Here is a 25,460-nt window from a genome sequence, read left to right as displayed (position 1 = left end):
GTTTGGCTTTGGGCCTGATGATCTTTGGTTTGCACTTTTAAGGCCTAAGAAAGCGCAGAAACGTGCAGACCAAAGGTCATTAGGCTGACGCTAAGCATACCTTTATTTTTAGTGCATCAATAGTGGCTAAATTATTTAGTGGTTCCCGTGGTGCGCAATGGTAAAAATATCATCGCTCAATAAGTAGTTGATAGCCCTTGGTAAAGCCTTTGCCAAATTAATATTTGTGTCATAAACTGGCTTTAATTTATACATAGAAGTTACATGATATTTCTGTTGTACTGGAATAATGTTGAACAGATACCTACACCTGCTGATTGTACTAGTGCGCAGGAAGCGATACCTATTTCAACAGTTCAACACTGAATAACACACTAATAAAAAAGGAAATAAAAATGGCAGTGCGTAATAAATTCAAGTACGGATTACTCGCCCTTCTTGTGTCTGCATCGTTAACTGGTTGTGGCCTAGACGGCGACGATGGCGAGCAAGGCGAAACGGGTGCTCAAGGGCCTCAGGGTGAACAGGGAACACCTGGCGCAGATGGTTCTGACGGTACTGATGCTTCAATTGGTATTGCCTTAGATGTTGTTGGTCGTGCATTTTTAGGTAACCAGGGCGCTGCGGAAATTGTTCAATATCACGCTGATACCCAAACGATTTACGCGACTAACACCTCAACCAATACTATAGCGGTTATTCCCGCTGGCACTGTTACTACAGCGGCGTTAGGCGACCCGATAAACACAATTAACCTGACACCTTCAACTGTTGATTTACCAGCAGACATTAATGGGGTTGCCCTTGGCGGTGTTAATAGCATTGCGGTTAGCGGTGACCTTATGGCTGTTGCCGTATCAGCAGCAGTGAAAACTGACAACGGCTATGTGCTTTTCTACAACGGTTTAGATAGCGCAACGCCGGCATTTTTAGATTCGGTAGAAGTGGGCGCGCTACCAGATATGGTTACGTTCACTCCCGATGGCGGCAAAGTGTTAGTGGCTAACGAAGGCGAGCCCTCAGACGATTACACGGTAGACCCGGTTGGTTCAATATCCGTTATTAATGTACTTGCCAGTGGCGAACCAGAAGAAACGGGAACCACCGTTGGGTTCACGGCATTCAACGGCTCACAAGCTGAGCTTATGGCACAGGGCATGATGTTCCCCAACCCATCTGGTCGCACAATCAATGGGACTGGCATTGCAACGACAGTAGCGCAAGATTTAGAGCCTGAATACATTGCAGCAACTAATGACGTAGCGTACGTCAGCTTGCAAGAAAATAACGGCCTAGCGGTACTTGATTTAGAAGAGTTAACCGTTGATGTTGTTGGGTTAGGTACTAAAGCATGGGCTGATTTGAATATCGATATTCAAGAAGACAGCTCCGTAAGCTTTGGTCAGTACACTGGTCTATACGGCGTATATCAGCCTGACAGCCTTGCTACTTTTACATGGAAAGACGCTACCTTTATTGTGACAGCTAACGAAGGTGATGCTCGTGAATACTTCTTTGATGCTGCTGATGATGCTGCATGTACCGCTGCAGGTGGCGTTTCTTTTGATGAAGACGACGGCTGTTTAGCTTACACCGATGAAGTACAAGTGGGCGATTTAGTTGCAGAAGCAAACTCTGAATTAGCGATGTTGCAAGCCACTGGTGAAGCTGATGATTTACGTGTTACAACAGCCATGGGTGATGCTGATAGCGACGGTGAGTATGACGCTGCATTTACCTACGGTGCACGTTCATTCACAATCTGGGATCAAAACGGTTTAGTGGTTTTCGATTCAGGTGATGACTTTGAACGCATTACGGCGTCAGTGCACGGCGCACAGTTTAATAACGACAATGATGTAAATGAAGGCGATTCACGCTCTGAAAACAAAGGGCCTGAGCCGGAAGCTATTACCGTTGGTCAAATTGGCGATCGTACTTACGCCTTTATCGGTCTAGAGCGCATGGGCGGAATTTTCGTTTATGATGTGACTAATCCGTATGATGCGCAATTTACCGAATACGTAATTAACCGTGACCTAACTGAAGGCCTAACCTCTGACGATGTGATTGGCGACTTAGCGCCTGAGAGTTTGGTGTTTGTTAGTGCAGAAGACAGCCCAAGCGGCGAAGCGTTACTGATTGTCGGTAACGAAGTAAGTGGTACCGTTTCGGTATGGCAAATTAGCCAGCTGTAATAAATTATGACAACAACCTAGTGTATTGCATTAGTGACAAAAACCCGCTTAACAGCGGGTTTTTTTGTATCAAGGGTTAGCGAGTCACTCTGTTGTATAAATACACTGCGGACTTTCGTAGTAATGCAAGAGCGTCTCAATGGTTGAGAATAGTTACAGAGCGACTTGATTGAGGTAAGCTATGGCAAAAGAAGTGGCGTTTTATAGGATGCCCGCGAGCAAAGATATCGAAGGTTTGCCTAATTCAAATACACAGACTGTGTATTAATACCTTTAATATTGATGCGTAGGTGATTCAGCCGTAAATCGAGGCGCAAGCGATTGCTTTAATAATAGGGTTTGTGCCCTGTATTTACCATCTAGGCTCACCAAATAATAGAAGCGTATAATTAGAAGAGAGTAACTATGTCTCAGCAAGTCGTGATAAGTGGCGTGGGTGTCTGGCACCCTGAAGAAAGCATAACCAACGAAGAATTGGTAGCAAGTTACAATGCGTATGTAGACAGCTTCAACGAAAAGAATAAACAGGACATCGAAAGTGGCGACGTAGCGCCAATGCCTTATTCAAGTGCTGAATTCATCGAAAAAGCATCAGGTATTAAAAGCCGATATATCTATCAGAAAGAAGGTGCTTTGGATATCGAGCGAATGAAGCCTAAAATTTCTCCTCGCAGTGATGACGCGTTGTCCCATCAGGCTGAAATCGCTGTTGAAGCTGCGCGCTTGGCACTTAATTCAGCGAACGTAAATGCAGAAGAGATAGATGCCGTTATTGTTTCGTGTGCTTATACGCAACGGGCATATCCCGCAATTGCCATTGAAGTACAAGAAGCACTGAACATAGAGGGTTTTGGTTTTGACATGCTCGTGGCATGTTCAGCAGCAACGTTTGGGATGCACAGAGCATTTGAAATGCTAAGTGCCGGCAACGCCTCTCGAGTGTTGGTGATAAATCCTGAGCTAGTATCGCCGCAAATAAATTATACCGACCGAGATAGCCATTTCATTTTTGGCGACGTAGCCACAGCAACCGTTATGGAATTAGCTGATACTGCAAAAAGCGAGCATGTGTACGACGTGCTGAGCACAAAAGCGGTCACTAAGTTTTCAAACAATATACGCTCGAATTTTGGTTATTTAACGAGAGCTGAAGACGTTGAACCTTATGGTGTCGACAAGTTGTTCCATCAGGCAGGGCGCAAAGTATTCAAAGAAGTTTGCCCCATGGCGGCCTCACACATCGAAGCGCATTTAGAAAAACACAATATTACGCCTGCGCAAGTGAAACGATGGTGGCTCCATCAGGCGAATATCAACATGAATACACTGATCTGTAAGCGCCTGCTTGGCAGAGATGCCACACAACAAGAAGCGCCAATTGTGCTAGATGAGTATGCTAACACAGCGTCAGCAGGGTCGGTGATTGCGTTTGGATTGCATCATCAAGACCTAGTTTCTGGCGATGTGGGCGTGCTATGTTCATTTGGTGCAGGTTACTCGATTGGCTCGTTGGTCGTTAAAAAGCGCTAAGCATTTAAAAATAGGCACTTGAAGCCAAGTACTCGAAAATAAGCGCTTCAAGTCAATTGTCTTAGGCCAAGGGCTTTAAGATAAGTGCTTAAAGCCAAGTACGTAAACATAAGTACTTAAAAATGGTTACAAGAACAGCGCTTTAAAAGAGCGCTTAAGAGAAATAGCCTATCGGCACCCAAATAATAAGACTTACTAGGATGACAGCGAAGGGATGGTTTCAGATTTAGGTTATGGGCTAAATAGCCTAGCGCATTTAGCACTGCTACTTTTATTGCTAACGGTAAGGAAGCCAGGTGTAGCGAAGCATTTGCTCGTGCTCGCTACTGCCACCACATTCGTTTGGTCGACAAGTTTAATTACGGTGTTGTTTGGGCCTATTTCGCTAAACTGGTTACTCACTGTCGACATAGTCAAACAGTTGGCGTGGCTTCTTTTCCTTGCTGGCTGTATTCAAACTAATTTTCAAAATCTTCATCACGTGCTTCGTCGCCCTGCGACATTAATGATCATAGCGCCTGCCATTGTCGCACTTGTTGCTCCCTATCTGTTTGCTATTGACCCTACGTGGAGCTTTTTAACGCTCATTGTGTTGTCGCTGGAAGTGCTGGTACTACTCGAGGTTGTCTATCGCCAAGCGGGTCGGGAACAGTGGGCGTTTAAACCCCTCATCATTTACCTTGGTGCGGCAAATGTATTTGAATTTGTCACCTATGCGAATGCAACCATGGTGAACCAGGTCGAGGTCGGTTACATCGCAGCGCGCGGTTATATCTATTTCCTGCTTATGCCGCTCCTCGTTATCTCTATTCGTCGTATCCATCACTGGGGTATCGACATTTTTATTTCCCGAGATGTGGTTCTGCATAGCTCCCTGTTACTTGTGGCTGGTGGCTATTTATTTGTCATGGCCGTTGTTGGCTATGCGATTAACTTCGTAGGGGGGAGCTGGGGCGCCACAGTACAAATTATTTTGGTGGTTATGTCTTTCGCGTTGTTAGCCACTGTCTTTTTATCAAATGCATTTCGAACAAAAATCAAAATTTTCATCACCAAGCACTTTTTTGCTAATCAATACGATTATCGAGTGGAGTGGGTAAAGCTTACTAAATGGTTAACCCGCTCAGGGGATAGCACGGCAGACGTTTATCATTCGGGGTTAACCGGTCTATTAAATGCCATTCAATACGACTCGGGCTTGTTGTTCAAAGTATCAAAAAGCGGCCTCGACTGCGTCGCCGCTGCCTCTCCGTCTGGCGATACAAGCCTGAATGAAAAGCAGCACGCTATGCTTACGCAACTAATTGGATATAGTGGTGAAAAAGGGTGGGTAATCGATACGGATGCTTATTTGGTAAAGCCCTTTGACTATGAAGGGTTAAAGCTTGATAGGGAAGTGTTAAAACAGTGGGATTACCAACTATTCATCCCCTTCATGCAAGATGCCCAAGTATGGGGCTTTGCCGTGTTAGCCGCGGGTGATAAAGAAAAAGTCGCTTTGAATTGGGAAGTTAAAGATTACCTCAACGCAGTATCAGAACAAGTCGGTACCTTTATACAACATCATGAAGCAGCTCAAGTCGTCGCTGAGAATGCACAATTTGCCGCTTTCAATCGAATGTCCGCATTTGTGCTGCACGATTTGAAAAACGTACTTGCTCAGGTAGACCTCATTCTTGCTAATGCGCAGCAGCACAAACATAATCCCGAGTTCATTGAAGATACGTTTGAGACGCTTGAGCACACAAAAGCGCGTATGGAAAAAATGCTGAAACAATTAACCGATAAAAAGGTCATTGAAGAGAGTGTGAATGATGATCAGTATCTGTCGCGAATAGTCGATGAGGTGGTAACGCAGCGCTGCAGTTCAATTTCTCCGATACCAAAAGTCCACTTGATGAAAGAAGAATCTGTTATTGTGGACAAAGAGAAAGTGGCCAATGTACTTTATCACTTAATCAGCAATGCTCAGCAGGCTACCGCAGATGATGGTGAGGTTGATGTGGTATTGACGGTTGATGGCGCAGAGCGCACGCAAATGATCATGATTGAAGATACCGGTACCGGCATGGAAAAAGCCTTTATTGAAGAGCGCCTTTTCAAACCCTTTGATACAACAAAAGGAAATGCAGGTATGGGCATTGGCGCTTACGATGCAAAAACCTACCTAGAGTCTATCGGCGGCAAACTTACCGTACAAAGTGAAGTGGGAAAAGGAAGCTGTTTTACTCTGCATTTTCCCATAGAGTAGGCGATGATACCTTTCGCAAAATAGCGCTTAGGCGCAGTAAGCACGCAATCAAATACGAGCGCAGTGGATTGTTCGCGGCGTATGATGAAGTAGAAGAATAGGATGACAAGATGACAGATACCATACTGGTAGTTGATGATGACCTCGGTATCCAAAAGCAGCTCAAGTGGAGTTTAACCGACTACAACGTTGTGTTTGCCGATGATCACACCTCGGCAATTGCCCAGTTGCGACGTCATGAGCCCAAAGTTGTTACTCTTGACTTAGGACTCCCTCCAGACCCTGCAAACGCCTCAGAGGGGCTGCGTATACTTCACGATATAATCTCTCTCGCGCCTCGTACAAAGGTAATCGTGGTAACGGGCAACAGCGATAAACAAAATGCGCTAAAGGCCATCGACTTTGGTGCCTATGACTTTTATCAAAAACCTATCGATTCAGATACGATAAAGCTGTTGGTAAACCGCGCCTTAAACTTAGCAAAATTGGAACACGAGAACGCTATTTTAGCCCGCACTCGTACCGGGATGTCTCGAATTGTAGGAAACAGCGAAGCCATTCAAACGGTGGTAAGACGCGCAGAAAAAATAGCAAATACTGATATTAGCACGTTGCTTCTTGGGGAAAGTGGTACGGGTAAAGAGGTGTTTGCCCGCAGTATTCACGAACATAGTCCGCGAAAAGATAAGCCGTTTGTGGCTATTAATTGCGCATCCATACCGGAAAACTTACTTGAAAGTGAGCTGTTTGGTTATGAAAAAGGGGCATTTACCGGAGCTAACAAAACCACGCTCGGTAAAATCGAAACCGCTCAGGGCGGAACGCTATTTCTTGATGAAATTGGCGATATGCCGATTGGGCTACAGGCTAAAATGCTGCGTTTTCTTCAAGAGCGCATTATCGAACGTGTAGGTGGAAGAAGTGAGATACCCGTCGATATACGAGTTATCTGTGCAACCCATAGAGATTTGCAGGCTATGGTGGCGAACGAAACATTCAGAGAAGATTTATATTACAGGGTAGGGGAAATGCCTATTATGATCCCACCACTGCGAGACCGGGATCAGGATGTCATTTTACTCGCACGGACGTTTCTCAATATTTATCGCGAAGAGTTTAAAGCGAAAGCAAAAAGCTTTTCCGAGTCTGCTGTTAACGCACTGCTAGCTCACAAATGGCCTGGCAATATTCGGGAAATGCAGAATAAACTCAAATCAGCGGTAATTATGGCTGAGGGAACGGTGATACAGCCCGATGATTTAGGGTTGTTACCTGCAGATGGTGTTGATGAGCCCACCACATTAAATTTGAGGGAAGTGCGAGAAATAGCGGAAAGTAAGGCAATTCGAAACGCTTATCAAAAAGCTGAAAAGAACATGTCTAAAACTGCGGAGTTACTCGGGGTTACAAGACCAACGCTTTATTCGCTTATCGATAAATATCACATGGAAGATATTAAAAGTAGCGACTGAGCCAGATAATCGAGCTAGTCAACCGAGTTTTTGCATTTGCGCCAGTAAAGAACGAGACCTGTTGAATAGTCTCTACAAAATAAAGTGTTGGGTGGCTTACGCCAACCAACACTTCACAGGGTAACTTGCTAAGTAGCTAGGAAATTCGTATTCGTTGAATTAGCCTTGCGTATCGCATTGACTAAATTAGTCTTGCGTGTCGCATTCGCTAACGTCGCCACCCATTTTTTTCTTCATTTTGATACACGCTTCGCGCATTTTTTCTGATGCCGCATCTTTCAGCTCTTCAGATTTTTCAGCGCCTTTGTCCATCATATCAGAGCCCATTTCTTTGCCGTCTTCGTATGCATCAGAGGCCATATCTTTGCCGTCTTCATACGCGTCAGACGCCATGTCTTTACCTTCTTCGTAGGCATCAGATGTTGCATCTTTGGTCTCATCCCATGAATCTGCTGCTTTCTCCTTTGCATCTTCATAGGTATCAGCAGTTGCTTCGCCTGCCTTTTCCATTTCAGCCATTACTTCTTCTTTCGGCTCTTCTTTCTGATCAGAGCAGCCTGCTACGCCAAGAGTGGTAAGTAGTAGTGCTAGCGCAATTGTTTTTGTTTTCATGGTAAAACTCCTTTTGCCGGATAATTTGAGTGCTGGTGTCACAAGTTGATAAGCGTAGAACAGGTAATGACTCTACCACACCTCAGCTTACGCTTAACTTCACGAGTCTAGCCTAATTCTAAAGCAAAGTGTGAGAAGTATTTGTATAGCGATAATTAGCGCCCACAAAGAAGAAACCGCAATGGGTCAATACCGTAATGTACTGAATTGAGCCGCCAACTTAGGCGAAACCAATCGGTTTACTATGCCCTGCAAACACGACTTCAAGCTGGAAAGTATTTGGCTTTACTTCCACAAACAACAGCGACCCACATATATTGCAAACATGATGTGTTTCGCCGCTTGAAGCATGGAGTCGTGCGACACTTGATGGTGCGCAATCTACAATGACATGCTGTCTATCAGCTTCAAGTAACATTTTACTGTCATCTGTTAGCAGAGACGTTGAAGAGTGGGCTTCTAGATGGTTGCCATCGGCTAATTCAAAATGCACAGCTTGGCATTTGCAATTTCCCCTATACATACTGCTACCTCGTTACTTCTTCAGGCCATTGAATACTAGCGATATTGTTAAATGATGTTGCTATTCTTGAACTTGGAAAATCGAACTTACAGTCTAAGGGCGTTCGATTGGCATCTGTCGTGTGATAGGTTTCAATTAGCCCTATCCACCCATTTCTGCCAGAAAGTTTAGCGGCATACAGGGCATAATCAACGACCGCAAACGTTCGTTGCCACGCCTTATCAAAATGTGAAATTTCGTTAGGTGGAAGCAGTGAAAATCCAATACTGCAGGTAACTTTAACCGTTTTGTCATCGCCGATGTTAAACACATTGCTCGCGACTGTTGCCCGACAACGTTCTGCTAATTCAGGAAGCTCCTCTCGCGAGGAATGACGGCAAACCACAAGAAATTCTTCCCCGCCCCAGCGAATAATCAAATCGGTGTGCCTAAACACCTCTTTAAGTACAGATGAGAAACCTTCGAGCACCTTATCGCCTGCTAAATGTCCATAATCATCATTAATACTTTTAAAGTGGTCTATATCAATGAGTAAACACAGAAGATCCCGCTTCTTTGACGGGGTCGATATATTGTCAATTTCAACCTGACTGCGTTTAATCTCTGAAGGTAGTTGAGATTCCAAGTAATGTCGGTTGTATAACCCAGTGAGTGGGTCGCGTAAGCTGACATGCTCTAAGGTTTTGTAGGCTTGCTCTAATTCACTATTCTTCTCTTGTAAGGTTTCAGTTTGCTGCCTAACTTCACGGCGTAAAATAATGGTTTGTTGGCGCTGCTTAAACCTGCTCCACATTAAAAAAAGCATGAGTAATACCGCGACAGACGCACTCCAAAAGAGAGTGTTTTTTAGCTTTTCCCGCTCCGCTTTTGCAATAACAAGCTGTTTGGACTCTTCTAATTTTTCAAGCTCTCCTGACTGCCTAACGAGCTCAATTTCCGCTTGAAGCCCCTTTACGGCATTCTGGGTTTCGGAATTAAGAAGCGCCTCGCGAAGCTCTTGAACCACCGACTGTATGTCCAATGCTTTCTCGAAATCGCCAAGGCTAACATTGGCGCTTAGCTGAATAGCTAAAAAGCGCAATTGGTCTCGCAAGTTCCCATGTTTTCGAGCGTCAACGGTTCCGGCGCGCGCATAGACGAGAGCTAGGTCAAACTTTTGTTCTCGCATATAGCCCTGAGCGAGCGCTAAGCGCACATCATTGACTAAACCAATTTGTCCTGATTCCAACGCAAAACTCATTGCCTCTTGCAACAAAGCGGTGCCTTTGGCTGTGTCTCCGGTTTCTAACAGCGCTTTGCCCATTAACATCTTTGCCTCGAAAATGGCGCCAACATCATTGGTCGATAAAAGAAGATCAAGCCCATCAGTAATTGATTGCAGTGCTTCTTCTTTTTCGTTGTCTTTGAGCTGGAGACTTCCCATTTTGCTTTTTATCATTCCTAATAAGCGTTTATTTTCTACATTTGCGCTTAAGTTAGAAACAGCAGAGTACGCATCGTCATAATACGTAAAGGCGAGGGTAGTGTGGCCAAGTAAGCCGTAAATATCCCCGATATGAGACAAGCAAAGACTTGAATAAGTTACGTTGTCGTTGTCGCGAAACACAGCCAATGCGAGCTTCAAAGGCTCCAAAGCGAGCTCTAATTTATCTTGCTCTTTATATACGACGCCCAACTCTAAATGCACTTTTGCTTTAAGCTGTCTGTCGTTTCTCATTTCGGCAATCGATAGGGAACGACGTAAATATTCTTCTGCAGATGCGTAATTTGATAAGTGCCGTTCAGCGCTGGCTAGGTGCAGAAGTGAACGAGCTACGTTGAGTAACTTACCCTCACGTGTATACCTTTCGAGGGCTGCGTTTAGTACTGCTTTGGAAGCTTTGAATCGTGAGTAGGCTTGAAGCAGCGTTCCCAAGGGTAAGTAGTCTGACGGTGCATTATCTTTTTGAAGCGCTCTTTCTATAAAAAGCAGCGCTTGTCTGTCAGCATCTGCATATCTTTTCGCTTCTAAAAGTCCGCTGATAACGTTGAGTTCATTAACTTCGCTTTTTTCATTACTTTGTGCAAGCGAAGGTGTGACGAAGATACTGCTTAATAAAAGAGAAAGAACAAGCGAGTGAATAAGCTTGAAGCTGTAAATCACGTTCTTCCTCCTGAGTTGCGTGATAAGATTTTTAATAATAACTCTTTAGCTGATAGCTTTTTAGATATAGCGTTTTAGGTGTCGCTTTATAGGCTCTTTTTTTGAGTGCTCCTTGTTCTCGGAGCGCTAGGTAGCGAGAGCCGCCATGATGGCATCGAAATACTGCCGTCTATATACTCCCATCGTGCATAAACAATAAACGGTTTTTCAATAACGTCTAGGATGGCAGTTATACTTTAGTATAAATGATTAAACGAACTGAGCCTAAATAAAGCTCAGTGTTTTATGATCTTTATTTCTCTATGAAACGTGTTGAGCCACGCTCATTTCTTTTTCGCAACGCCATCCGTGCCGCGCTCTTGTGTACCGCGGTTATCTGTAAAATGAGATTTATATATAAGGGCTTTCTAAATTAAAGCTCTATAAATTAGAGCTTTAAAAATTAGCGCTTTCTAAATTGACGCTTGGCAAATTCAGCTGATATCCATTCTCTTATTATTGCTGATTTCGCCATACCGCTATCTTGCGATAGCAGTGAAAGCTGCGTAATACACTCGGGTGAAAGGGTAAAGGTTGCATGGCGCATGCCTTTTTTCTGTTTCTGAGTGGCATTACACTTAACCGCTTTCAGGCACGGTTTTGCTCGAGTGTCTTTTGGTTTTTGGTTCGAGTCTACCAGCGTTTCCAATGGCGTTTCTTGTTGTAACCCCTTACCCGCTGCGTAAGATATTGCATCGTCAATAAACGAATCGACAGAGTGAAGCGTGGCTTTAGCTGACGGCTTCGACTTTTTGAGGCTGAGTAAACTCATGCGAATCCTCCACTTTTCCCGCTAATAGCTCTTCAAACAAGGTTCTTATTTCGTGCGACGCTTTACCTTCCGGCTCGCTCTCTATGACTGACTGTCCTGATTCTTCTGAATCATCATACATATTGCGGCTGAAGGTAACTGCGTTAAGCACTGGAATACCAAAAGAACGGCACACTTCTTTCGCTTCTAGAATTCGTCCTGCAAGGCTAGGTAGTGAAGGGCACTGCGTTACAACAAATGCAGCATTCATTTTTGGATTTACCATCTTACACGTTGACAGTATATCTTCCATGTGGGGAACGGTTTTTAAGTCTCTGCGTTTTGGGCGAAGCGGAATAAGAATATGGTCGGCCACTGCCATAGAAGAGCGAAGTGCAAGGTTGTCTTGCCCACCGCAGTCTATTACGACGTAATCGTAATACTGACGAAGATTCAAAAGTTCGTTACGTATTTTTCCGTATAACTGAACGCAATTTATTTCAGCAAGTCTCGGGTTGGCTTTTCTCTCTTGGATCCAATCCGATGTGGTTCGTTGAGGGTCGCAATCGACCATTAGCACATTTGCACCTTTTTCGGTACGCAAATACACTGCTATGTTCTGGGCTAAGCAACTTTTACCGCTTCCGCCTTTTTCACCACCGACTAGAATAATCATGGTACAAACCCTCAAGTAAACCTTTAATAAATCGTTGTGCTACCAACATGAACCACGCTTTGAATGTGCGGCGTCGGTAACCTATGACACAAAGCATAGAAACACTTGGGTGAATCTTCAGCATCAAAAACGATATTAACGAATGTAGTTAAATACCTAATAATGATTAAGTGACTGTTGTTATGGCATAATCGCTCCCCGATGCTGTTTATAAAGCATGATGCAGTTTATAAAGGGCATCTATTGATTTGTGATCTAACACAAACTAGTCTTGTCACAATGTGTTTTTATTTGTTGTTTGCTTGAGATGCAGATTCATTGCACCTTTAAGATGTGTCGCGAATCTGCGCACAAACAATATGTGCCGAGAGTGTGCTGCACGCACGTAGAGTGAACAACATGCATGCAGCAAAAATATACACAGCAAAGATAAGTCGCCACTAATAACAGTAACTTTAACAGTGAGAGAAATATGTCAGAGAGTCGTTTCACATCCAAAGAAGGCCAAAAAGTACCAAGCGTAACGTTTCAGTGTAGAGAAGGTGAGTCGTGGGTAGCGAAAACGACGGAAGACATTTTTGCTAAAAAGAACGTTGTAGTGTTTTCTTTACCGGGGGCTTTCACGCCAACGTGCTCATCTACACACCTACCTCGTTTTAACGCCCTTGCGAAAAAATTCGCCAAGCACGGTATCGACGACATTGTGTGCATGTCAGTGAATGACACCTTTGTTATGAATGCGTGGTCTGCCGACCAAGAGGCAGAAAACATTACCGTTATACCAGATGGAAACGGCGAGTTTACTGATGGAATGGGTATGCTAGTAGACAAAGCAGACTTAGGTTTTGGTAAACGCAGCTGGCGCTATTCTATGCTAGTGAAAGACGGTGTGGTAGATAAAATGTTTATCGAACCAGATGTGCCAGGCGACCCATTTGAAGTATCAGATGCTGATACTATGTTGTCTTATATTGCACCTGAAGAAGTCGCCAATGCACCGGTTGCACTAATCACCAAGCCAGGCTGCCCTTTCTGTGCGAAAGCTAAAGCACTTCTTACAGAAAAAGGGTACGAGTACGAAGAGCTAGTGCTAGGGAAAGATGCTACGTTAACCAGCCTTTCAGCCATTAGCGGAAGAGAAACAGTACCTCAAGTGTTTATCGGTGGTAAGCACATTGGTGGTTCTGATGACTTAGAAGCCTACTTCAGCTAAAGAGGTTGTTGTAAGCTAAAGCTAATGTGAACAACAATTAGCGGGGCCGTGATAACATGGCCCCGTTTTTTATTGTCATTTGTTAACCGCCGTTTTTTGAGCTTTTCCGTGGAGATTTAAGGTGTCGTCAAAATTAGGTTTTAAACTACTTTCTGCACTCATATTGTCGTTAATGTCGATGTTAGCTGGGGCTAATGAAGCTAATGAGCGGTTTAAAGGATTTTACGAGCGCGAGTGGGGACAGACACAAACGTGCCGCGAAACGGCGTTAAATAAGTTTGGCGTTTGTAGCAACGTTTTGCGAAATGAAGGAAATGCGCCTTTTATTTTGCATAACAAAAATAGCGACAAGGTTGCAGTGCTCGTACATGGTTTGAGCGACTCTCCCTTTTTCATGCGTGCAATAGCACAAGTATTGTTTGATGAAGGCTTTTCAGTTGTAGTGCCGCTGCTACCGGGGCACGGCTTACGAGAAGCCGATGACGATATGTCGGATTGGAGCCTTGCAGAGCGTTGGCAAACCCATGTGGACGATGTCATTTCATTAGCGGGCACTATGGGAGACACTCTTGTAGTCGGCGGATTTTCCACAGGTGGTGCGTTGGCCGTTGATAACTATCTTACCAAAGAAAACAATATTGATGGACTCATGCTGTTTTCGGGGGCGTTAGCGTTGTCTGATAACGCAGAAGGCATGTCTCGAATTTGGGGCATAAAACTGCTTGCCAAAATTGTTGATGGCACTTACGAAACTCATGGCCCCAACCCTTATAAGTATCCTAATGTGGCTGGTTTTGCTGGTTTGGAACTAATGGATATCATTAATGATATTCGCGACGTGATGGATGCTTCCAACGATGCTGAAGATAGCTTTGATGAGAACAGTTCTGATAAAAACAGCTCTGGCGCACAGAAGCACATAGACATCCCTGTATTTGCTGCCCACTCTCAGGCGGATTCAACAACGCCTATTTACGGGGTTGAAAACCTGATAGCGCAAAGTAGAGGTATCAACACCTTTTTCGTGATTGATGAATCTTACAAGCTTTGTCATGCCGACTTAGTCGTTAACGCTGCGCTGCTTGCCAAAATGGACTTTAATGCAAATATGGTCAATCAACAGGAAGAATGTGCTATTCCAAAAGCAAACCCGTTGTTCCCTACCATGAAACTGATGTTAGTAGATTATCTGAATCAGTTTAAGTAAAGCAGGTTTAAGCAAGGCAGGTTTAAGTAAGGCAGACTTAAGTAGGGCAGACTTAAGCAAGACAAGTCTAAGTAAAGCATAAGCCAGTGAAGCATAAGCCAGTGAAGCAGTTTTAAACTGAGGTATGGATTGCGAGCTGACGACACTATGATTCACTAAACAGTAACAATAGACAGCAACAATAGACAGTAGCAATAAACAGCAAGCAAAAGACAAAAAAAGGGGCGTTTTCTTTATAGAAAACACCCCTTTTTTCAATATTTTAGATTACATAAGACTCGGTGAGCAACAGTTACAGCCGTTTTGATAAACGTGTTTTAGTGTGTTTCTGCGTAGTCTTCTACTTGTTGCCACACACGCAGTAAATTGCCACTTAATATCTTCTCAATATCGGCTCGGCTGTAGTCTCTGTCTAACAAGCCTTGCACTAAGTTTGGAAAGCTCGCAACATCCTTAAGGCCTATTGGTAATGAGTCGCCAACGCCGTCATAGTCTGAGCCAATCCCTACGTGGTCAACGCCAATTAACTTAACCACGTGATCAATATGATCCAACACTTCGTCAAGGGTAGAGTATGGATAAGGCACTTCTTTGCGATACTGTGCTTCAAAATCTTCGAGCTTAGGACTGTCTTCGCCTTCAGCTTTTATCAGCGCTTTTCGCGCATTAGTGAGTCCAGTGCGCCATTGACCCGCTTCTTTAGAAACAAAGCTTGAGCCAAAGTTAATCATGATCACGCCACCATTGTCGCCCAGCTTTTTAATCATGTCATCGTTCATGTTGCGCTCAAACCCTGGGGTAAAACGGCGCAGCGAAGAGTGTGATGCAATGACAGGAACGTGAGTAAGTTCAATCACCTGATAGAAGGCATCATCAGACACATGAGAAATATCCAGCATAATGCCAATGTTGTTCATTTCGCTAACCAACTGCTTTCCAAACGGGCTTAATCCTTTCCACTGTCGACGCAGGTCATAGGATGAATCTGAAATATGATTAGACTGGCTATGTGCAAGGGTTATATACCGAATGCCGCGCTCGTGAAAGTCTTTCAGATTATCTAAGTTACCCTGAATAGGTGAGCCATTTTCCATTCCAAGCGGAAGTGAAATAATGCCTTTTTTAAAATGTGCTTTTACGTCGCTTGGGCTTTTGGCAATGGCAAACTTATCGGGCGCTCTCGCCACAATGGCCTCTACAGAATCGATAAGCAGATGTGCCAGTTGGGTTGATTCGGGCGAGTTATCCAAACTGGCTGGAACATAAATACTCATAAAGGGAGCGTTTAATCCTCCTTTTACCGCCCGAGGGTAGTCAAAGTCACCATCGTCGGTGGCTTTAGTCACATCAACCCACTGATTTTTAACCCGATAGGGAACATCAATATGGCCATCGACAATAATGGTTTCCTTGGCAATGCTAACTGCTTTATCTGAAGCACTGTATGATTTAGAAGCCGCAGGGCCATTGTCCTGTGCCTGGCCTTGAGACAATGGTACAAAAGCGAATGCGCCAGCAGACAATACGCTGGCGGTAAAAAATGTGGTGATAGCCAGTGCACACTTACTTTTTAAAAAGTGTGTTGTTGGTAGACGCCCCTTCATTATTTTATTCCTTATTTGTTATTTTCATTACTCGTGGGTCATTAGGTGTAGATAAAAGCCCTTGTGTTAGAGCTTTTAAACCAGAGCTTAGTCGATACTATGAGCCTAATGCATATTTTGGTGGGCTACAACGACTGCTTTTCTATCGTTTATTATCGCAGTTTCTAAACGGGTTACTAGAGCCTATTTACTACCTTCCTTTCGACTATTAGGCCTATTGAGCTAGGTTTTTACCTCAATTGCTCATTTTTAAAGCGGTCGGGCGTATTTACCTCAAGTTTACATTGCAATAAAAATTTAAAACTTGTTATGGTGAAGCCTGCGTGACTTCATTGCGCGAATACGGGATACTTCATGGCGCTATTTTCGGGAGAATCCCTGGGCGTGTTGACCTTTGCTGTACATCAGAGGTCAGCACGCCCTAGCGCTCGTCCGATGGGTGATGACGACATATCACCTGAACGGCAAAACTACATTTTTTGTGGCTCCGCACTTATCAAAACAAAAGCAGGGGCCACCGTTAACAAGTATGAGAAATAAATATGGCTATTAATTTTGTACCGCTAGATAAAGAAAAGCATAAAGACCTGAAGGTTGCGGTAAATTCATCTTTCAGCTTCGCAAAAAATACTCACCTTGCTGCGGCAACAATTCGTGAGTTTGCACAACTTGCGGCAACTATGCCTCTAGTGTTCATCGAAGATCCAACATCAAAGCGTCACCACGTAGTCACTATGCTAGGTATGGAACAAGGTCAAAACTTGTTTTTAACTGGCGACACGTGGAAAGGCCCTCATGTTCCAATGAACATTCTTCGTTATCCGTTTGACGTGCGTCCTGACGGCGACAAATTAGGTGTATACATCGATGAGAACAGCGACCTAGTGTCAACGGGTGAAGGTCAAGCACTGTTCACTGATGCTGGCGAGCCAAGCGAGTTCCTAGACGGTCGTCAGAAGTTCTTAGCAGACCTTGCTAACAGCGAAATGCTAACACAGCGTTTCGTTGCTAAAGTAGTTGAGCTAGACCTTCTTGATCAAATCCAAATTCGCCTAACTTACCAAGACGGTAAACAACGCAATGTAACTGGCATGATGAGCATCAATGAGAAGAAGTTACTTGAGCTTCCTGAAGAGCAAGTACTTGAGCTACATAAAGCGGGCTTCTTAGGTGCAATCTACGCGGTAATGATGTCAGTGGGTCAATTAAACCGTTTGGTTGAGCTTTCTAACGAGACAGAAAACCCAATTCGCAACATGCAGCTTTCAGCCGTTCAGCCTGAAGAGCAACAAGCAAGCGAATAATAGATTTAACCGTAGTCTATACGGCCTAGCGTATTTCAAAGCCCCGCTTTTTGCGGGGCTTTTTGTATCTCACGCAAATTAACCCGTTAGCCACACTATTTACTGCAGTTCATCGATTAATTTTTCTAGGCTTAATTTCTTTTCCCATTATTTTTCTCTTTTTTACATGCCTAATCATACACTTCCTCTAAGTACTGTATATACACACAGTCTAAAGCCAGTAAATACGCGGGCTTGGCGTTGTTTTTATACTTGACAGTGGGGATCAATGATACCTAAACTGTCACCTAGTGGGTAAATGTGGCGAAATGTGGATCAAATCATCATCACTTTGCAGATTAGTACTCAAAAAGTAAGAAAAATAAAAGCAAATAACAAAAGGCTAGGGGAATGTTCCGCGGCGCTAACGCAATTAATCTGGATACAAAAGGCAGACTAGCTATACCTACGCGGTATCGTCAGTCGCTGCTGGATGATTGTGAGGGACAACTTGTCTGCACTGTCGATACACAGCAAAGCTGTTTGCTACTTTACCCACTTCCCGAATGGGAAGAAATCGAGCTCAAACTCATTAAGCTCTCTAGTATGGTTCCAGCCGAGCGCAGAATGCAGCGCTTGCTATTAGGCCATGCTTCAGAGGGGGAAATGGATAAAAGCGGTCGAATTCTTATACCTACACCTTTGCGTGCTCACGCAAAGCTATCCAAAGAAGTCATGTTAGTTGGTCAGTTAAACAAATTTGAAATTTGGGATGCCGATGTTTGGGCTCAACAAATTGAGGTTGATATAGACACCGAACGCAAAGGCGAATTTGAACTTACCGAACGGCTACAGGATTTCTCTCTATGACATCGCAAAACACATCATCAACAGGCGAATTTAAACATATTTCCGTATTGCTTGATGAATGTATCGAGGCGTTATCTATTAAGCCTAATGGTACTTATATTGACGCGACCTTTGGACGTGGAGGCCATTCTGCGCACATTTTAGCGGCGTTAGGTAGTGGCGGGAGACTTATTGCGTTTGATCGCGACCCACAAGCTATCAAGGCAGCTGAACGCTTTGCCGAGGACGAACGCTTCAGTATTATCCACGCGCCCTTCGGCAATATGGCCGAAGAAATAGAAGCCCTAGGTTTGACGGGGAAAATTGATGGCGTATTAATGGACTTAGGTGTGTCATCACCTCAGCTTGACGATGCTGAACGGGGTTTCAGCTTTCTTCGCGATGGCCCTCTTGATATGCGTATGGATACCTCTAAAGGCCAAAGCGCTGCTGATTGGTTGGCGCACGCAGAAGAGCAAGATATCACGCAAGTTATAAAAGAGTTCGGTGAAGAGAAGTTCGGCAAGCGAATAGCCCATGCGATTGTGAATACTCGCAAGGAAACGCCTATTACTCGTACAGCCCAATTAGCAAAAATTATCGATGAAGCCGTGCCGGTGAAAGATAAATATAAGCACCCGGCCACAAGAGCTTTCCAGGGCATTCGAATTTATATCAACGCTGAGCTTGAGCAGCTTCGCGTTGGGTTAAAAGCAGCCACTCAGGTGTTGGCGAAAGAAGGTCGATTAGCGGTTATCTCTTTTCACTCGTTAGAAGACAGATTGGTTAAACGGTTTATTAAAGATCAGAGTAAAGGGAAGTCGGTTCCTCACAACATGCCCATTACTCAAGCCGAAATTGATGCCGACAAAGTGCTAAAAGCGCTTAGTCGAGCTATCAAGCCATCTGAGCAAGAAGTCATAAATAACGTGCGCTCTCGCAGCTCAGTATTGCGGGTGGCCGAAAAGCTATGACAACGCCGAATAAAGCCAGTACTAATTTTAACTTAATACTGATTATCGTCTCAGATTTGACCCGCAACAAGTTGCGGGTTTTGTTGTATTTGATGGTTATTACAAGTGCTATGGCCGTGATTCTGAGTAGTCACCACAATAGACAGCAAGTTATTGCGTTAGAAGACCTTATGCAGGAGAAAGACGAGCTTGACGTTGAGTGGAGAAATCTCGTGCTTGAGCAACGCGCTTTGACCGAGCACAACCGCATCGAAACCTTAGTTGAAAAGCAGCTTGGTATGTATCGTCCTACTGCCGATGATGAAGTGGTGGTCAGACTTAAATGAGCACGGTATCGACTACTCGGTCGCGCAAGAAGACAGGCGCAAAACAAAACGTAACGCCAAGTTTCATGCACTGGCGATTCCTCGTTGTGCTTGTGGTTATTACCTCTGTGTTTGGCGTACTTGCAGCCCGCGCCGCGTTTATTCAAGTGATAGAGCCCGATGAGCTTATTCAACAGGGTGACAGCCGCACACTGCGTACACGCAATATGCCCACCTACCGCGGCATTATTACCGATAGAAACGGCGTTGAATTAGCGGTCAGTGTACCGGTAAGAGCGATTTATGCCGATCCAAAAGTAATCCATGAAAACAACGGTTTTGATGAAGTGCGCCGCTGGGATGCACTGGCAGACGTTTTACGTCAGGACGTGACTGAACTGAAAGAAAAGGTAGCAAACCCTAAACGTCGATTTGTGTATCTGCAGCGCCAGGTATCGCCAGCTATGGCCGAATACGTGGACAAACTTGATATTCCCGGTATTTATCTCAGAAGAGAAAGTCGCCGTTATTACCCAACCGGTGAAGTATCAGCACAGCTTATTGGCATCACCGATGTTGATGATACGGGTGTTGAAGGTCTTGAACACATGTTCGATGAGTGGCTAACGGGCACGCCTGGCTCTCGAAAAATCCGTCGCGATGCAAAAGGACGGCAGGTAGAAATTTTGGAGACCAAAGCAGGCGAAAAAGCCGGTAATCTTCAGCTTGCTATAGACCAGCGTATCCAGGCTCTGGCATATAAAGAAATTAAAGAAGCCATGATTTATTATCAGTCCAGCTCTGCATCAGCCATGGTGGTTGACGTAAAAACGGGCGATGTATTGGCCATGGTAAACGCACCGTCATTTAATCCTAATGACAGAAGTGATATTGCCCCGCACAGAATGCGTAACCGCGTAATTACTGATGCCTTTGAGCCAGGCTCTGCATTAAAACCACTAGCGGTGCTTACGGCACTTGAGTTTGGCGAAGTAGAACCTAACGATATTATTGATACTAGTCCTGGTTGGATGCGACTTGGCGGTAGCTTAGTCAAAGACTCTCGCAATTACGGTGAACTATCGCTTGAAGAAATTATTCAACACTCAAGCAACATGGGAACGTCTAAATTAGGGCTTTCTGTGCCTAAAAACTTCTTATTAGACACCTACTACAACCTTGGCTTAATGAGCGACACTGGGCTTAATATGTCTGGGGAAAGCAGCGGTATTTTCCACGAAAGAAGCCGATGGTCTAAATTTGAATTAGCCACGCTGTCTTTTGGCTACGGTATTTCGGTAACCACTGCTCAGTTAGCACGGCTTTACGCTACTATCGCCAATGGTGGAATTAAAACGCCACTTAATATGGTGAAGTCGCCAGAGCAGCCTGCATGGCAAGGGCAGGCTGAGCGCGTGATTAGCGAAGAAAATGCAAAAGCCATTGTTCAAATGATGGAGAGCGTTACCCAGCGTGGCGGTACAGCAACTAAGGCCGCTGTACCTGGCTACCGTGTTGCGGGCAAAACGGGCACAAGTCGAAAAGCAGTAGCGGGTGGTTATGGCGAAGAGTATGTGAATATTTTTGCAGGCATAGCCCCTGTTTCCGATCCGCGATTAGTCACGGTTGTGCTTATTAATGAGCCTGGTGGCGATTTGTACCACGCAGGCGACACCGCTGCCCCTGTATTTTCATCCATTATGGGTGGGGCACTTCACATATTAAATATTACCCCCGATGACAAGCAGGTTACGTTCAGTCGATTTTTGAAGGGAGGTGAAAGTGGTAGCTAGCGCCTTCACTCAAAGCATTCGAGCCTTACTCGCAAAGTTTGGCGTAGATGCCCCTGATATCCGCGTAGAAGGACTCACCCTTGATAGCCGTGAAGTTAGCACGCGCTCAGCGTTTGTTGCCATAAAAGGTCATGAAAGGGACGGTCGTGAATTTATTCCCCAAGCCATCAGCTTAGGTGCCCGAGTGATTCTGGCGCAAACTGACGACAGTGATGACCATGGCGCTATGGAGATGCGCGACCATAGCGTTATCATTTCGCTTTATCAGTTGCCCAATTTGCTATCCACATTAGCAGGCGCATTTTACGATTATCCTGCACAAAAAATGACATCGGTTGCGGTAACGGGTACGAACGGAAAAACATCGACAGTTCAATTGCTTACGCAACTTAAAGACGCGCTAGGTACACGCAGTGCCAGTATTGGAACCTTAGGTAGCAGTGTGTTTGAAGGTGCTGATACTCAGTGGCAGACAACGTCGGCGGCAAATACCACGCCCGATGCCATTCGCATGCAGTACTTGTTGGCAGAGTTTGTGCAAAGCGATGTGAAGCACGTTGCGTTTGAGGCGAGTTCTCATGCTCTGGTTCAGGGGCGTCTGAGTCATGTTAAAACCGATATTGCGGTGTTGACTAACTTAACTCGCGACCATCTTGATTATCATGGCTCTATGGAAGAGTACGCAAAGGCTAAACGTTTGTTGCTAAAACAACCGGGGCTTGCGGCAATTGTATTAAATGCGAACGATGAAGAAAGTAATCGTTGGGACCATGCGGCAGAAAAACACATTACTCGTGTGTGGACTGGTGTAACTAGTAACGAAGTTTCAGTCAGTACGTATGAAAACCAAGGCTCCGCTTTAACTACGAGTGCAAAGAGCCCCGCTAGCAAATATTGTTTTGCGCTAAATGCCGAGTACCACGAAGCCGGCTGTCGTTTTGACATTCAAAGCTCTTGGGGGAATGCCGCGATAGCGCTTCCGCTATTTGGAGCATTTAATGTTGCCAATGTGCTTAGTGCCATTGCGACTTTATTGCAGCAGGGAGAGCGTTTTAATGAGGTGGTAAGCGCCGTTAATACAATTACACCCGTTGAAGGGCGTATGGAAGTATTTCCCTTTCAAGCTCACGCCAATGTGGTTGTGGATTACGCTCACACTCCTGATGCCCTTGAAAAAGTGCTTGCCAGCGCTAAGGCGCATACACAAGGAAATGTGTGGTGCGTATTTGGCTGCGGTGGAGACAGAGACAAAGGAAAGCGTCCTTTGATGGGGCGCGCGGCAGAAACGGGTGCAGACAGCATAGTGATTACTACCGACAACAGTCGAAGTGAAGCACCTGAGAACATTGCAAAAGACATTGTTGAAGGGTTGCACAACCCAGACATTGCGGTGTCAATCCCCGATAGAGAGAAGGCAATTCGTTACTGTTTAGCGCACAGCGCAGCGGGCGACATTATCATCGTGGCGGGTAAAGGCCACGAAAATTACCAAATTATTGGTGATACGAAAACAAATTACGATGAACGTGCAGTAGTGGCGCGACTACAACAGGAATACAGCAAATGATAATTACAACGCTGTCTTGGGTAGCCGAGAAAATAAACGGTACATTAATAGGAAATGATTGCGACGTTTCAAACGTTAGCACAGACACCCGGACAATTAGCGAAGGGGCTATCTATCTTGCGCTTAAGGGCCCTAATTTTAATGGTCACGATTTTGTTAACCAGGCACAACGTGCAGGTGCAAAAGCGATAATCGCTAGCGAAGATATTACGACATCCTTACCCGTCATTCAGGTTTCAGACACAAAAGTAGCCTTAGGGTTGTTAGGGGCGGCAGTAAAAGCTTCTGTGGCTCCAAAAACTATCGCCATAACAGGCAGCAGTGGCAAAACCACAGTAAAAGAAATGTGCGCATCCATATTGCAAGGTTGCGGAAGTGTGTTGGCCACAAAGGGCAATTTCAACAATGATATTGGCGTCCCGCTTACCTTACTTCGCCTTGAACCTCATCATGACTTTGCAGTCATGGAGATTGGTGCAAACCACAAAGGTGAAATTGCCTATACCACTGAACTAGTAAAGCCTGATGTCGCCACCATTGTTAATGCCGCTGCATCACACCTTGAGGGATTTGGTAGCGTAGATGGTGTGGCACGAGCAAAAAGCGAAATATTCGATGGCTTAGGCAACAATGGCGTTGCCATAGTGAACATTGACAGTGAATTTGGTGATTTTTGGTTGGACAAAGTGAGCGGTAAGCAAACCCTGACGTTTTCACCTGATCAAAAAAACGCAGCAGACTTCACTGCCACAGATATTGAAATAAAAGACAGCGGCTGTGCGTCTTTTACGCTTAATACACCAAAGGGTCACATAGCTATTGCGCTAACTATTCCCGGCATTCACAACGTAGGCAATGCACTACTTGCAGCAGCTCTTACGCTGAATGTTGGAGCTACCCTTGCTGATGTAAGCGCAGGGCTAAGTGCAATGAATCAAGTAGATGGCCGACTTAACGTTAAGCGGCTTAATAAGCAGCTACGAGTGCTTGACGATACTTACAACGCCAATGTTGCCTCGGTGAAAGCCGCTATTAACACCTTGGGCGAATTTTCTGGCGCCAAGGTGCTCGTTTTAGGTGATATGGCAGAGCTTGGTGATGAGTCAGATTATTACCATCAGCACGTCGGCGAGTATGCAAAGCAGCAGGGTATAAATTACCTTTACACCATGGGTGCCCTAAGTCATTTAGCGAGTGAATCATTCGGGGGGCGTCACTTCGACAACCTTGACAGTTTACTCGCCTCGCTACAAGACGACGTAGTGACAGCACACCAAGATATTTCAATTTTGGTAAAAGGATCCCGTAGTTCAAAAATGGAGCGAGTCGTTAAGGCTATTGAAGCCTCTTCATTCGGACAGTGCGATAGTAATGAGGAGCAAAGTAAATGTTAATGTGGCTGGCCGATTGGCTAACTCAATTCGATTCAGGGTTTAACGTATTTTCGTACCTCACGTTACGGGCTATTTTAAGTACGTTAACTGCGCTTCTGATTGCTATTCTTATCGGTCCTAAAATGATCCGCTATTTGCAAAACATGCAAATAGGCCAAACGGTGCGCGACGATGGCCCGCAAAGTCACTTGTCGAAGTCTGGAACGCCTACAATGGGCGGCCTACTCATACTCGCGGCAATTGTAATAAGCGGTTTGCTGTGGGCTGATTTATCAAATCGATACGTGCTTGTGACGCTTACCGTGGTCGTGGCTTATGGCATCATTGGCTTTGTTGACGACTACAGAAAAGTAATACGCAAAGACTCAAAAGGTCTTATTGCCAGGTGGAAGTATTTTTGGCAATCAGTGATTGCGTTGGGTGTTGCGTTTTATCTTTACAGTAGCGCTACGCTAAGTGCAGAAACATCCCTACTAGTGCCCTTCTTCAAAGAAGTATTCCCGCAGTTAGGGATATTTTTCATCATTATTACTTACTTCGCTATTGTGGGGACGAGTAACGCTGTGAACTTAACCGATGGCCTTGATGGCTTGGCCATTGTGCCAACCATTTTAGTTGCCGGTGCGTTTGCCGTTTTTGCCTATGTGACAGGAAACGCCAATTTCGCGGCCTACCTAAATATTCCACACATCCCCCTTACCAGTGAACTGGTGATTGTCTGCACCGCTATGGTGGGCGCAGGACTTGGCTTTTTGTGGTTTAACACCTATCCAGCTCAAGTATTCATGGGCGATGTGGGCTCGTTAGCCCTAGGTGGCACACTTGGCGTGCTAGCGGTATTAGTAAGGCAAGAGCTGGTACTTATCATTATGGGCGGTGTGTTTGTAATAGAGACGCTGTCGGTGATCTTACAAGTGGGCTCTTACAAACTGCGCGGGCAACGTATTTTTAGAATGGCACCTATTCATCATCACTATGAATTGAAGGGTTGGCCTGAACCCAGAGTTATTGTTCGGTTCTGGATTATATCCATTATTTTAGTGCTAGTAGGTCTAGCAACGCTGAAGTTGAGATAA

General features: G+C 44.9%; 21 protein-coding genes. 15 read left to right on the top strand and 6 right to left on the bottom strand.

The features are described 5' to 3' along the window. The first annotated feature begins 395 nt into the window (after positions 1-395). From AC27HD_RS09235 to prsR, 4 genes are all read left to right on the top strand, one after another. Complete coding sequence (locus AC27HD_RS09235; RefSeq protein WP_487105261.1) at positions 396-2,198, top strand: choice-of-anchor I family protein; 1,803 nt, start codon at positions 396-398, stop codon at positions 2,196-2,198. A 405-nt stretch (positions 2,199-2,603) separates the two neighbouring features. Then, complete coding sequence (locus AC27HD_RS09230) at positions 2,604-3,728, top strand: beta-ketoacyl-ACP synthase III (protein WP_487105259.1); 1,125 nt, start codon at positions 2,604-2,606, stop codon at positions 3,726-3,728. Between the two features lie 214 nt (positions 3,729-3,942). Next, positions 3,943-5,979 (top strand): XrtA/PEP-CTERM system histidine kinase PrsK, encoded by a 2,037-nt coding sequence (prsK, locus tag AC27HD_RS09225; RefSeq protein ID WP_487105257.1) that lies wholly within the window; start codon positions 3,943-3,945, stop codon positions 5,977-5,979. A 110-nt stretch (positions 5,980-6,089) separates the two neighbouring features. After that, complete coding sequence (gene prsR / locus AC27HD_RS09220; RefSeq protein ID WP_032097445.1) at positions 6,090-7,451, top strand: PEP-CTERM-box response regulator transcription factor; 1,362 nt, start codon at positions 6,090-6,092, stop codon at positions 7,449-7,451. Positions 7,452-7,637: 186 nt separating this feature from the next. Here the strand turns inward: prsR and AC27HD_RS09215 are convergent, their stop codons facing one another. The 5 genes from AC27HD_RS09215 to AC27HD_RS09195 all read right to left on the bottom strand — a co-directional run bounded on the left by AC27HD_RS09215 (position 7,638) and on the right by AC27HD_RS09195 (position 12,195). After that, positions 7,638-8,063, bottom strand: coding sequence for a hypothetical protein (locus AC27HD_RS09215; RefSeq protein ID WP_349378285.1), 426 nt, complete (start codon positions 8,061-8,063; stop codon positions 7,638-7,640). Between the two features lie 220 nt (positions 8,064-8,283). After that, positions 8,284-8,586, bottom strand: coding sequence for a hypothetical protein (locus AC27HD_RS09210; protein WP_032097447.1), 303 nt, complete (start codon positions 8,584-8,586; stop codon positions 8,284-8,286). Positions 8,587-8,590: 4 nt separating this feature from the next. Beyond that, positions 8,591-10,729 (bottom strand): diguanylate cyclase, encoded by a 2,139-nt coding sequence (locus AC27HD_RS09205; RefSeq protein ID WP_487105254.1) that lies wholly within the window; start codon positions 10,727-10,729, stop codon positions 8,591-8,593. 442 nt (positions 10,730-11,171) lie between these two features. After that, positions 11,172-11,540, bottom strand: a complete 369-nt coding sequence (locus AC27HD_RS09200) for a replication protein RepA (protein ID WP_487105252.1) — start codon at positions 11,538-11,540, stop codon at positions 11,172-11,174. Next, positions 11,500-12,195, bottom strand: coding sequence for an AAA family ATPase (locus AC27HD_RS09195; protein WP_032097450.1), 696 nt, complete (start codon positions 12,193-12,195; stop codon positions 11,500-11,502). The genes AC27HD_RS09200 and AC27HD_RS09195 overlap by 41 nt, the downstream gene beginning before the upstream one ends. A 472-nt stretch (positions 12,196-12,667) precedes the next feature. Here AC27HD_RS09195 and AC27HD_RS09190 point away from each other — a divergent pair, with 472 nt between their 5' ends. From AC27HD_RS09190 to AC27HD_RS09180, 3 genes are all read left to right on the top strand, one after another. After that, positions 12,668-13,408: a glutathione peroxidase gene (locus AC27HD_RS09190; protein ID WP_032097451.1), complete on the top strand. Its 741-nt coding sequence runs from the start codon at positions 12,668-12,670 to the stop codon at positions 13,406-13,408. Positions 13,409-13,580: 172 nt separating this feature from the next. Beyond that, positions 13,581-14,615: an alpha/beta hydrolase gene (locus tag AC27HD_RS09185; RefSeq protein WP_487105560.1), complete on the top strand. Its 1,035-nt coding sequence runs from the start codon at positions 13,581-13,583 to the stop codon at positions 14,613-14,615. Next, positions 14,602-14,697, top strand: coding sequence for a pentapeptide repeat-containing protein (locus tag AC27HD_RS09180; RefSeq protein ID WP_487105558.1), 96 nt, complete (start codon positions 14,602-14,604; stop codon positions 14,695-14,697). The genes AC27HD_RS09185 and AC27HD_RS09180 overlap by 14 nt, the downstream gene beginning before the upstream one ends. A 235-nt stretch (positions 14,698-14,932) precedes the next feature. Here AC27HD_RS09180 and AC27HD_RS09175 read toward each other — a convergent pair whose 3' ends face one another. Then, positions 14,933-16,219, bottom strand: coding sequence for a dipeptidase (locus tag AC27HD_RS09175; RefSeq protein ID WP_152561607.1), 1,287 nt, complete (start codon positions 16,217-16,219; stop codon positions 14,933-14,935). A 542-nt stretch (positions 16,220-16,761) separates the two neighbouring features. On the opposite strand from AC27HD_RS09175, the gene AC27HD_RS09170 reads away from it, so the two are divergent. The 8 genes from AC27HD_RS09170 (at position 16,762) to mraY (ending at position 25,460) form a co-directional block, all read left to right on the top strand. Beyond that, entirely contained in the window at positions 16,762-17,523 is a 762-nt protein-coding gene (locus AC27HD_RS09170) for a SapC family protein (RefSeq protein ID WP_032097454.1), read from the top strand. 390 nt (positions 17,524-17,913) lie between these two features. Further along, positions 17,914-18,372, top strand: coding sequence for a division/cell wall cluster transcriptional repressor MraZ (gene mraZ / locus AC27HD_RS09165; RefSeq protein WP_032097455.1), 459 nt, complete (start codon positions 17,914-17,916; stop codon positions 18,370-18,372). Beyond that, positions 18,369-19,325 (top strand): 16S rRNA (cytosine(1402)-N(4))-methyltransferase RsmH, encoded by a 957-nt coding sequence (rsmH, locus tag AC27HD_RS09160; RefSeq protein WP_349378886.1) that lies wholly within the window; start codon positions 18,369-18,371, stop codon positions 19,323-19,325. The genes mraZ and rsmH overlap by 4 nt, the downstream gene beginning before the upstream one ends. Further along, the gene (gene ftsL / locus AC27HD_RS09155; RefSeq protein WP_032097457.1) at positions 19,322-19,651 is read left to right on the top strand and encodes a cell division protein FtsL; all 330 of its coding nucleotides are present in this window, start codon (positions 19,322-19,324) and stop codon (positions 19,649-19,651) included. The genes rsmH and ftsL overlap by 4 nt, the downstream gene beginning before the upstream one ends. Beyond that, positions 19,648-21,423 carry a penicillin-binding transpeptidase domain-containing protein gene (locus AC27HD_RS09150; protein ID WP_487105248.1) on the top strand — a complete coding sequence of 592 codons (1,776 nt, stop codon included), beginning with the start codon at positions 19,648-19,650 and terminating at the stop codon, positions 21,421-21,423. Before ftsL ends, AC27HD_RS09150 begins: the two co-directional genes overlap by 4 nt. Continuing rightward, the gene (locus tag AC27HD_RS09145) at positions 21,413-22,990 is read left to right on the top strand and encodes a UDP-N-acetylmuramoyl-L-alanyl-D-glutamate--2,6-diaminopimelate ligase (RefSeq protein ID WP_487105246.1); all 1,578 of its coding nucleotides are present in this window, start codon (positions 21,413-21,415) and stop codon (positions 22,988-22,990) included. The genes AC27HD_RS09150 and AC27HD_RS09145 overlap by 11 nt, the downstream gene beginning before the upstream one ends. Then, positions 22,987-24,384: a UDP-N-acetylmuramoyl-tripeptide--D-alanyl-D-alanine ligase gene (locus AC27HD_RS09140; RefSeq protein ID WP_487105244.1), complete on the top strand. Its 1,398-nt coding sequence runs from the start codon at positions 22,987-22,989 to the stop codon at positions 24,382-24,384. Before AC27HD_RS09145 ends, AC27HD_RS09140 begins: the two co-directional genes overlap by 4 nt. Then, positions 24,378-25,460, top strand: a complete 1,083-nt coding sequence (mraY, locus tag AC27HD_RS09135) for a phospho-N-acetylmuramoyl-pentapeptide-transferase (protein ID WP_032097461.1) — start codon at positions 24,378-24,380, stop codon at positions 25,458-25,460. Before AC27HD_RS09140 ends, mraY begins: the two co-directional genes overlap by 7 nt.

Source organism: Alteromonas sp. 4NS20-0143 (assembly GCF_057542855.1).
This window is presented reverse-complemented; position numbering and strand designations above follow the sequence as displayed.